The organism is Streptomyces sp. NTD91 (genome assembly GCF_059510455.1).
The window spans coordinates 25,008-34,479 of sequence record NZ_JCAJZW010000034.1 but is presented as its reverse complement, the minus strand read 5'-3'; the positions used below and the strand labels follow the sequence as shown (position 1 = coordinate 34,479).

Annotated in this window: 10 protein-coding genes and 3 pseudogenes; 11 read left to right on the top strand and 2 right to left on the bottom strand. The window is 73.4% G+C overall.

Annotated features, from left to right (window positions below; all coding sequences use genetic code 11):
• Nucleotides 1–65 precede the first annotated feature (65 nt).
• The 4 genes from AC5WRT_RS28475 to AC5WRT_RS28460 all read left to right on the top strand — a co-directional run bounded on the left by AC5WRT_RS28475 (nucleotide 66) and on the right by AC5WRT_RS28460 (nucleotide 4,336).
• Entirely contained in the window at nucleotides 66–269 is a 204-nt protein-coding gene (locus tag AC5WRT_RS28475) for an MbtH family protein (protein WP_496097079.1), read from the top strand.
• A gap of 141 nt (nucleotides 270–410) precedes the next feature.
• On the top strand, nucleotides 411–977 hold the full coding sequence (locus tag AC5WRT_RS28470) for a GNAT family N-acetyltransferase (RefSeq protein ID WP_496097078.1): 567 nt from the start codon (nucleotides 411–413) through the stop codon (nucleotides 975–977).
• A 449-nt stretch (nucleotides 978–1,426) separates the two neighbouring features.
• Nucleotides 1,427–3,886 (top strand): SpoIIE family protein phosphatase, encoded by a 2,460-nt coding sequence (locus tag AC5WRT_RS28465; protein WP_496097077.1) that lies wholly within the window; start codon nucleotides 1,427–1,429, stop codon nucleotides 3,884–3,886.
• Between the two features lie 174 nt (nucleotides 3,887–4,060).
• Nucleotides 4,061–4,336 (top strand): hypothetical protein, encoded by a 276-nt coding sequence (locus tag AC5WRT_RS28460; RefSeq protein ID WP_496097076.1) that lies wholly within the window; start codon nucleotides 4,061–4,063, stop codon nucleotides 4,334–4,336.
• Nucleotides 4,337–4,565: 229 nt separating this feature from the next.
• Here AC5WRT_RS28460 and AC5WRT_RS28455 read toward each other — a convergent pair.
• Nucleotides 4,566–4,775 (bottom strand): annotated as a pseudogene (locus AC5WRT_RS28455) (cbb3-type cytochrome c oxidase subunit I); the annotation flags it as partial.
• Nucleotides 4,776–4,889: 114 nt separating this feature from the next.
• On the opposite strand from AC5WRT_RS28455, the gene AC5WRT_RS28450 reads away from it, so the two are divergent.
• The 7 genes and pseudogenes from AC5WRT_RS28450 (at nucleotide 4,890) to AC5WRT_RS28420 (ending at nucleotide 8,847) form a co-directional block, all read left to right on the top strand.
• Nucleotides 4,890–5,258, top strand: a complete 369-nt coding sequence (locus AC5WRT_RS28450; RefSeq protein ID WP_496097075.1) for a DUF6479 family protein — start codon at nucleotides 4,890–4,892, stop codon at nucleotides 5,256–5,258.
• Between the two features lie 116 nt (nucleotides 5,259–5,374).
• On the top strand, nucleotides 5,375–5,560 hold the full coding sequence (locus AC5WRT_RS28445; RefSeq protein WP_496097074.1) for a hypothetical protein: 186 nt from the start codon (nucleotides 5,375–5,377) through the stop codon (nucleotides 5,558–5,560).
• Nucleotides 5,561–5,682: 122 nt separating this feature from the next.
• Nucleotides 5,683–5,916 (top strand): annotated as a pseudogene (locus tag AC5WRT_RS28440) (sugar phosphate nucleotidyltransferase); the annotation flags it as partial.
• 15 nt (nucleotides 5,917–5,931) lie between these two features.
• Nucleotides 5,932–6,201, top strand: a pseudogene (locus tag AC5WRT_RS28435) (glucose-1-phosphate thymidylyltransferase); the annotation flags it as partial.
• Complete coding sequence (gene rfbB, locus AC5WRT_RS28430; protein WP_496097073.1) at nucleotides 6,198–7,169, top strand: dTDP-glucose 4,6-dehydratase; 972 nt, start codon at nucleotides 6,198–6,200, stop codon at nucleotides 7,167–7,169. The pseudogene AC5WRT_RS28435 and the gene rfbB, both read left to right, overlap by 4 nt.
• On the top strand, nucleotides 7,166–8,047 hold the full coding sequence (gene rfbD / locus AC5WRT_RS28425; protein WP_496097072.1) for a dTDP-4-dehydrorhamnose reductase: 882 nt from the start codon (nucleotides 7,166–7,168) through the stop codon (nucleotides 8,045–8,047). The genes rfbB and rfbD overlap by 4 nt, the downstream gene beginning before the upstream one ends.
• Nucleotides 8,044–8,847, top strand: a complete 804-nt coding sequence (locus AC5WRT_RS28420) for a class I SAM-dependent methyltransferase (RefSeq protein ID WP_496097071.1) — start codon at nucleotides 8,044–8,046, stop codon at nucleotides 8,845–8,847. The genes rfbD and AC5WRT_RS28420 overlap by 4 nt, the downstream gene beginning before the upstream one ends.
• 16 nt (nucleotides 8,848–8,863) lie before the next feature.
• Here AC5WRT_RS28420 and rfbC read toward each other — a convergent pair whose 3' ends face one another.
• On the bottom strand, nucleotides 8,864–9,472 hold the full coding sequence (gene rfbC / locus AC5WRT_RS28415; RefSeq protein WP_496097070.1) for a dTDP-4-dehydrorhamnose 3,5-epimerase: 609 nt from the start codon (nucleotides 9,470–9,472) through the stop codon (nucleotides 8,864–8,866).

Here is a 9,472-nt window from a genome sequence, read left to right as displayed (position 1 = left end):
CCGACCACCCAGGACCCGCACCACACCCGACCGAGCCGGTGACAGCGACGAGAGAGGAACCAGACATGGACGAGAACACCCGCTACCAGGTGCTGCGCAACGACGAGGAGCAGTACTCCCTGTGGCCGGCCGACCTCGAGGTGCCCGCCGGCTGGCAGCCCGTCGGGAAGGAGGGCACCGAGGCCGAGTGCACCGCCTACGTCGACGAGGTCTGGACGGACATGCGCCCGCGGAGCCTGCGCGAACGCATGGAGAACGCCGGGTCCTGACCCCGGCGGCAGCGGCACCGCCCCACCGGTCGGCGCACCGGCCGGTGGGGTCCCTCGTTCCCCCACGTTCCGGCACCACGCCGTTCCGGCGCCCCACCGCCGTCGGCCCCCGCCCCGCATCCCTACCGAGGAGCAGCCGGTATGACACCCGTACTGCGTACCGAACGCGTGGAGTTCCTCCCCTACCGGCCCGAGGACGAAGACGCCTTCGTCGGCCTCCTGCGCAACGAGGAGGTGTGCCGCTGGATGGGCCAGGAACTCGTGCCCGAGCCCGACCTGCGCGCGCTGTTCCGCGCCATCCTCACGGACGTCTACCCGCAGCGCCGCTTCGACGTGTGGGGGCTGTGGCTGGCCGGTGCCTACGCGGGCCACGCGGAGGTGAAGAAGACCGGGAACGTCCCCGGCCACGAACTGGTCACGGCGCTCGCCCCGGAGTACTGGGGCCGCGGCCTGGGCGGGGAGGTGGTGCGCGGCCTGCTGCGCCACGCCGCCGGTCACCTCGGGCTCCGGGAGGCCTACGGCATGGTCGGCGCCGAGAACACCGCCAGCCTGGCCCTGTGCCGCCGCCTGGGCTTTCGGCACGTGCGGGACGTCGTCGCCGACGACGGCTCGGTCACCCGGATGCTGGTCGTCTCCACCGAGGCCGGCGACCCGGCGGGTGCACCCGGCCCCGCGGCAGCCCGTGCCCACCTCGAGGACCCCGCCTGAGCAGCCCGGCGTCCGGCGCGCCGGACACCGGGCTCGCCGGATCTGCGGCGCACCCGTGTTCGACCGCCATGGGCGGCAGCGGCGTCGCTCCCGTTCCCGCCACCCGCCGTCAGTTCCCCCCTGAGGGCGGGCGAGGTCGTGGGGGCGGGCCTCGGGGGCGGTGGGTCGGCGGTGCGTCGGTCCTGCCCCGGCGGCGCGTGCTGGTGGGCTGCTGGGCGCCGGGCGTGGCGGTGTGGGTCTTTCCCGGTGTCCGGCGGCAGGTCGGCGTTCTCCCCCGAGGGCGGGCGAGGTCGTGGGGGCGGGGGTTGGGGCGGTGGGTTCGGCCGTGCCGGTCTCTCCCCGCTGGTCACCGTCGCCATGGTGGGCGGCTCCCTCGGGCCGAGGTGTCCGGGCGATGTCGCCACGACCGGACTCCACAGGGGCTGCGCGGAAGCCCCATACGCGCTGTAATGGCGAACGTGGTGAGGAGCGAGGGCGCTGCGATCAGCAGAACGGCAACGGAGCGAGCCCGAGCCGCCCTGGACACGCTCACCGCGGCGCCCACCACGCCCGACCGGCTGCGCCGGATCCTGGAACAGGCGCTGGTGCTCGCCGGGGCCGCCTTCGTCGGTGTCTACACACCGGGCGACGACCCGGCCCAGCTGTGTCTCGTCGAGTCGGCGGGACTGCCCCGCACCCTGTACGGGCTCCGCGACAGCTATCCGGCCGCCGGCGGCTCCCCGGTCGCCGAGGCCCACCGCACCGGGCAACCGCGCCGGCTCGGCCCCGAGCAGCTCGCCGAGTGCCCCGAGGCCCGGCGCATCCCGTCCCCGGACTTCTCCGTGGCCGTCCTGCCGCTCGGACCGGCGGGCGGTGGCTGTCTGCTGGCGGTCAGCGAGCACCCCGGCGGCTTCGGCCCCGACGACCGCGCCTGCCTGGAGCTGATCACCGGTGCGATCGCCGTACCCCTCCCGGTGGCTCCCGCCGGGGAGGGCGCCGAGCTGACGCCGGACGCCTTCAGCCTGGCCATGGACAGCGGCCGGATCGAGGTCGGTGACGAGATCCTCAGACTGTGCGGGGTCACCCGGGACGACTTCGACGGCCGGGTCGAGACCCTGCTCGCCCTCACCGTCCCCGAGGACCTCCCCGCGCTGATGAGCGTGGTCGAGGCCGACCACATGTCCATCGGCGACCGTGAGCTGGAGTTCCGTATTCTGCAGCCCTCCGGCGCGCCGCGCTGGCTGCGGCTGCGCGGCCGGCTGGTGCCCGGAGGCGAGGGCCGCCCCGCCCGGCTCGTCGGCACCGTCGCCGACGCCTCCACCCTGCGCTCCGACGTCACCGACGTGGCCCGGGTGCAGCGCCTGGCCGCTGCCCTCGCCACCGCCACCACCGTCAAGGACGTCGGCAAGGCCGTCGTCGCCGCTCTGCGCGGGCCGCTGCAGGCCGACCGTCTCGCGCTGGCCGAGCTGGAGAACGACCGGCTCGTCGTCACCGTCCTCGACCCGCCCGAACCCGAGCAGTGGCCCGAGGTGTGGCGCACCGAGTGGCGCACCGAGTGGCCCGACGCGCCGGTGCGCGCCATGCCCACCCTGGCCGCCGCGCTGCGCGAGGGCCGCGCCCGGATCTGGCCGGCCGGCACCGCGCTGGAACCCGCCCTCGCCGACGTCGGCCCCGGCGGCCTCGCGGTGCTGCCACTGCCCGCCGCCGGTCGCATGGCCGGGGCCTGCCTGATCGGCTGGGACCGCCCGCACTCCTTCGGCCCCGACGAGCGCGCCCTGCTCACCGCCTGCGCCGGCCTCGTCGGACAGGCCCTGCTGCGCTCCCACGCCTTCGACGCCGAGCACGAACTCGTCGGCATGCTGCAGCGCACCCTGCTGCCGCGCCGCCTGCCACGGCTTCCCGGCGCGGTCGCCGTCGCCCGCTATCTGCCCGCCACCGAGGGGCTGCAGGTCGGCGGCGACTGGTACGACGTGATCCCGCTCGCCGACAACCACGTGGCCCTCGTCATCGGGGACGTCCAGGGCCACAACGCGGGCGCCGCCACCCTGATGGGCCAGATGCGCACCGCGCTGCGTGCCTACGCCGCCGAGGGCCACTCGCCGGACGTGGTCGTCGCCCATGCCAACCGGCTGCTGCTGGACATGGAGACCGACCTGTTCGCGACTTGCGCGTACGTCGACGTGGACATGGAGCAGGGCACCGCCTGGTGCGTGCGGGCCGGTCATCTCCAGCCCCTGCTGCGCCGCCCGGACGGCACCACCGAGATCATGTCGGCCGAGGGCGGGCCCCCGCTCGGCGTGCTCGACCAGGCCGATTTCCCGATGACCCCGCTTCGGCTGCTGCCCGGCACGGTGATCGCGCTCACCACCGACGGCCTGGTGGAGTTGCCGAACGCCGACATCGACGTCGGCATGGACCGGCTCGCCACCGAGCTGGCCGCCGCCGACCCCGCGCACCTCGGGCTGGTCGCCGACGCACTGCTCACCGACGCCCACCGCGACGACGACGTGGCGCTGCTGCTGATGCGTTACGACGGCATGGCCGTACGGCCGCTGCGGGAGAGCTGGACGGTGTGGCGGCTGCCTGAGGCGGTCCGGCACGCCCGCCGCTTCACCCGGCGCACCCTGCGCGCCTGGGGCGTGCCGCAGGACACCCAGGACGCGGCGCTGCTGGTGGTCTCCGAACTCGTCACCAACGCCCTCGTGCACACCGGCGGACAGGTCCGGCTCGACCTCAGCCTGGTCAACCACCGCCTTCGCCTCGCCGTCGCCGACTCCTCCCCGCGCAGCCCCGTCAAGCCCACCAGCATCGGCTGGGAGGCCACCGGCGGCCGCGGCATCCTCCTGGTCGAGGCGGTGTCGGCGGCCTGGGGCACGGTCCCGGTCAGCGGCGGCAAACAGGTCTGGGCGGACCTGGTACCGGGCGGCTGACGGCCGGCCGAGCCGGTGCCCCCCGCAGGTCGGGGCCGCTGTCGGCCCCGCTCCCGGCGCCGGGCCCGCCGCCGTCGCCCGTACCGCCCGCTGACCGCCACACGGGTAGCGTTTCGGCAGGTTGAGGAGGCTTGGGGAGGCGTATCCGGGAAGGGGTGCCTAGGGTCGATCGGTGTGGCACACACCTTCGAGGAACTCGTGCAGAAGCAGCGCGCGGCCGAGGCGGCCCACGCCACGGTCGAGGAGCTGCGGGACACCTACGGCCCGCCGGCCGAGCGGCGGATGACCGGCGCCCAGTCCGGCACGTACGAGACCGCGCTGCGCGCCTGGCGGGATCTGGCCCGGGACGTGCAGACCGCGGTGAGCGAGTACGCGAAGGAGTCGGGCCGGCCGCGTCCCGAGGTCGAGGCCGAGGTGGCCCGCGCCGCGGCGGAGCCCGAGGGAGCATGAGCCGTTCCGGTCGCCGCGCCGAGCGGCTCGCGGACGCGCTCGATTCACGGCTGCCCGTGTGCGGGGGCGGCCCGACGCTGCGCAGGGCGTTCCCCGACCACTGTCCTTCCCGCTCGGCGGACTCGCCCTGTACAGCTCGCTGGTGCTGGACCGGGATCTGGCCGACCTTCCTCTCCTCCTTCCAGCCGGAGATGCGCGAGGTCGTCCACGCGGGCTCCTACGCGCCGTGCAGCGGCATCACGGCGCCTGCGAACCCGGCGGACATCGGGGTCGCGAACAGCAGCTTCATGATCGTGCCGTGGATCGTGAAGAGCTTGCTGCAGCCCGGCCGGCTCAGGAACTGCAGACCCGGCCGGGCGAGTTCCACGCGCATCCCGAGGGCGAGCAGGCCTGCCACCAGGAAGAAGCAGAACTCCGCGACCGGGCCGATGTGTCCGACGGATCCGGCAGTTCCGTCATCGCGTGTGGCGCTACTCCCCGTGACCTGCGGCCACGTGTGCGCCACGCTCGCACCCGGAGTCGTATCCGCCGCTCGGGCGGGTACCCGGCGCCCATGGACTTCGCGATGTACGCAGCAGCCTCCGGTGCCCAGGTCTTCGGATACGTACTCATCCTGCTCGCCGGGATCGCCTGCACCGCAGGGCTGGTGCTGGCCTTCCGGTTCGGCATCAGGGTGCGCCGGGCCGAGTCACCGCCGCCGCGCCCCGAGGACCACCCGAGGATGCCGCCGTCCGGTCCCGTGCGGGAGACGCACGAGATGCGCGAACCCGACGAGGTGCCCCGTGCCGCCGACGACCGCGAGCGGCTCACCCCGTACCAGGTCGGCACCATCCGCAGCAGGCGCGCCGACGACCAGAGCCGGCCGCGCTGGTCGCCCGGTTCCAGCGGATCCTTCGGCGGCGGGGGCGGCGGCCGTACCTGAGCCGGCCCGCGTTTGCGGCCCGGATCCCGCGGGAACCCGGTGGCACACCTGTCCCCGCGCGGGCCCCCGCCGGGCCGGTGGACGACGCAGAAGGAAGCGGACGACGCAGAAGGAAGATGGACGACGTGACCGCGCAGCCCACGGAGAAACCGTCCCTGCCCTACGCCGAGACAGGCTGGGCGAAGGCTCGCCGGCGGCGCCGGAGCGGGGTGCGGACCTGTCTCCCGGCCGTCCTGGACCGCGTCTCCGCACAGCAGCGGAAGACAGCCTGCGAGGACAACATCGTGCGGGGCGAGGACTGAGCGGCACCGGCGGGAGAGCACGCTGCCGGTAAGGCCCTGTCGACACCGGAGCCATACCGTCGCAACGAACAAGCCATACAGGCAAAGGTCCGATCCGGACGATCGCCGTTAAGGTGTGGCGAATGAAGGCTCTGGTGCTCTCCGGCGGCTCCGGCACCCTGCTGCGTCCGAGCACGCACCCCTCGGCGAAACGGCTCGTGCCGGTGACCGACAAGCCCATGCTGTCCTCCGGTCTGGAATCGCTCGCCGACGCCGGGACCACCGAGACCGGGATCGTCGTCGGGGAGACCGCGGAGGAGATCGAGGAAGCCGTCGGCGACGGCTCCAAGTTCGGCCTGGACGTCACCTACATCCCCCAGGAACGCTCCGGCTCCCGGATCGTCGGCCCCGCCCCCACAGGCGCCGGGACGGACGTCGCCGGCTCCTGCATCGGCCCCCACACCTCCGTCGCGGAGAACTGCCGGATCACCGACAGCGAACCGGAGTTCTCCATCGTGCTGCGGGACTCCTCCAGCGCCGGGGTGGGCAGGATCGAGTCCTCGCTGATCGGCCGGCACGTCGAGGTCACCCCGGCGTCCGGCGTCCCCAGTGCCCACCGACTCGTCCTCGGAGACCACAGCAAGGTGCAGATCCGTTCATGAACCTCCTCGTCACCGGAGCCGCCGGGTTCATCGGCTCCGCCTACGTCCGTATGCTCCTCGCCGACGACTCGCCCGGCGCGCCCCGGGTCACCGTGCTGGACCGGCTCACCTACGCCGGCACGCTCACCAACCTGCCCGTCGGCCATCCACGGCTGGACTTCGTGCAGGGCGACATCTGCGACGCCGGCCTGGTCGACAAGCTGATGGCGGACGCCGACCAGGTCGTGCACTTCGCCGCCGAGTCGCACGTCGACCGGTCGATCGAGGGCGCCGCGGAGTTCGTACGGACCAACGTCCTCGGCAGCCAGACCCTGCTGGACGCGGCGCTCGCACACGGCGTGGGCCCGTTCGTGCACGTCTCCACCGACGAGGTGTACGGCTCCATCGACACCGGCTCCTGGCCGGAGGAGCACCCGCTGTCCCCCAACTCGCCCTACTCCGCCTCCAAGGCCTCCGCCGACCTCCTCGCCCTCGCCCACCACCGCACCCACGGCCTGGACGTGCGGGTCACCCGGTGCTCCAACAACTACGGCCCGCACCAGTTCCCGGAGAAGATGATCCCGCTCTTCGTCACCAACCTCCTCGACGGCCTGACGGTCCCGCTGTACGGCGACGGGCGCAACGTCCGCGACTGGCTGCACGTCGAGGACCACTGCCACGGCATCGACCTGGTGCGCACCAAGGGCCGCCCCGGCGAGGTCTACAACATCGGAGGCGGTACCGAGCTGAGCAACAAGGAGCTGACCGGCCTGCTCCTCGAGGCGTGCGGCGCCGGCTGGGACCGGGTCGAGTACGTCACCGACCGCAAGGGCCACGACCTGCGCTACTCGGTCGACTGGAGCAAGGCGCGCCACGAACTCGGGTACCGTCCGCGCCGCGACTTCACCGCCGGGCTCGCCCGGACCGTCGCCTGGTACCGCGACCACCGCGACTGGTGGGAGCCGCTGAAGCGCCGGAGCGCACGATGAGGTGGCTGGTCACCGGCGCCGGCGGCATGCTCGGCCACGACACCGTGCGGGTACTGCGCGAACGCGGCGAGGACGTCACCGGTCTCGGCCGCGCCGCCCTGGACATCACCGAACCGGCCGCGGTACGCGGGGCGTTCGCCGAGCACCGGCCGGACGTGGTCGTCAACTGCGCCGCGTACACCGCCGTGGACGCGGCCGAGACCGACGAGGAGCACGCCCTGCTCGTCAACGGCGCGGGCCCCCGGCTGCTGGCCCGCGCCTGCGCCGCCGCAGAGGCCCGCATGATCCACGTCTCCACCGACTACGTCTTCTCCGGCGAGGCCCGCGACGTCCCGTACGGGGAGGACGAGGAACCGGCCCCGCGCACCGCCTACGGCCGCACCAAGCTGGCCGGGGAGCGGGCGGTCCTCGCCGAACTCCCCGGTGGGTCTGCCGTGTTGCGCACCGCCTGGCTGTACGGCGTGCACGGCGGGAACTTCGTGCGCACCATGCTGGAACTGGAGCGCACCCGCGACACCGTCGACGTCGTGGACGACCAGCGCGGCCAGCCCACGTGGAGTGCGGACGTGGCGGCCCGGATCGCCGACCTCGGTCCCCGGCTCCGCCGCGACCCGGGCGCGCACGGTGTCTTCCACGCCACCGCCTCCGGCGAGGCCAGCTGGTACGAGCTGGCGCGCGAGGTGTTCCGGCAGGCCGGCGCCGACCCGGACCGGGTCCGCCGCACCGACAGCCGGGCCTTCCGTCGGCCCGCGCCCCGGCCCTCGTACAGCGTCCTCGGTCACGAACGGTGGCGGGCGGCCGGTCTGGCACCGCTGAGGGACTGGCGCACCGCCCTGCACGAAGCACTGCCCCACATCCGCAAGGAGACGTCCCAGTGAAACGGCACGAGTTCCTGCGGGAACTCCACAAGGTCAGCGCGAACCGCAACTACCTGGAGATCGGTGTCAACGACGGCCGCAGTCTGACGCTGTCCCGGGTACCCAGCATCGCGATCGACCCCGCGTTCAAGGTGGTCACGGAGATACGCTGCGACGTGCACCTGGTGAAGGCGACGAGCGACGACTTCTTCGGCCGCGACAACCCCCTCGCGCACCTGCGTGGCGGCCGCCACCCGCTGCGCCAACTCGCACGCAACCGCAGCCCGTTCGGCTACTGGAAGCGCACCACGCTCGACCTGTCGTTCATCGACGGCATGCACCTGTTCGAGTACGCACTGCGCGACTTCGTCAACATCGAGAAGCACTCCGACTGGGCGAGCGTGATCGTCTTCGACGACATGCTCCCGCGCAATGTCGACGAGGCCGCCCGCGACCGGCACACCAATGCCTGGACCGGTGACGTCTACAAGCTGATCGAGATCCTGGGCCGGCACCGCCCGGACCTCGTGACGGTCCTGGTCGACACCGCGCCCACCGGTCAGCTGCTGGTCTTCGGCGCCGACCCGGGCAACACCGTCCTGCGGGACAGGTACGACGAGATCGTCGCGGAGTTCGAGGTGCCCGACCCGCAGAAGGTCCCCGAGTCCGTGCTGGAGCGCACCACGGCCGTCGAGCCGGAGGAGTTCCTCGCGGCCGGCTTCTGGAAGGCGCTGGTCACGGCCCGCAACCGGGGCACGAAGCGCTCCCGGGGCTGGGAGCCGCTGCGCCGCGCACTGGCCCCGTACGCCGCCGGCCGCTGAGGCGGGCGCACCGCCGTCAGCGGCTGGACGCGCCCGAGCGCAGCCGCCGGTAGTGGGCGGAGCAGTCCGCGTACGTGGGCAGCAGCCCGGACCGCTCCGCCTCGGCCAGGGTGGGCGCCTCGGCGTCCTTGCCCGACAGCACCGGCTCGATGCCCTCGGGCCAGGCGATGTCCAGCGCAGGATCGAGCGGATGCAGCCCGTGCTCGCGCTCGGGCGCGTACCCGGTGGAGCACAGGTACACCACCGTGGCGTCGTCGGTGAGCGCCATGAAGGCATGCCCGAGCCCTTCGGAGAGGAACACCGCGCGCCGGGACTCGTCGTCCAGCCGTACGGCCTCCCACTGTGCGTAGGTGGGCGAGCCGACGCGGATGTCCACCGTCACGTCGAGGACGGCCCCGCGCACACAGGTCACGTACTTGGCCTGGCCTGGCGGCACGTCGGCGAAGTGGATGCCGCGCAGCACGCCCCGCCGGGACACCGAGCAGTTGGCCTGGGCGAGGCCGAGGTCGTAGCCGGTGGCCTCGCGGAACTCCGCGCCCCGGTACCACTCGTGGAAGCTGCCCCGGTCGTCGGGGAACACCCGGGGCTCCAGCACCCAGGCCCCCCCTATCCCCAGTCGCCGCAC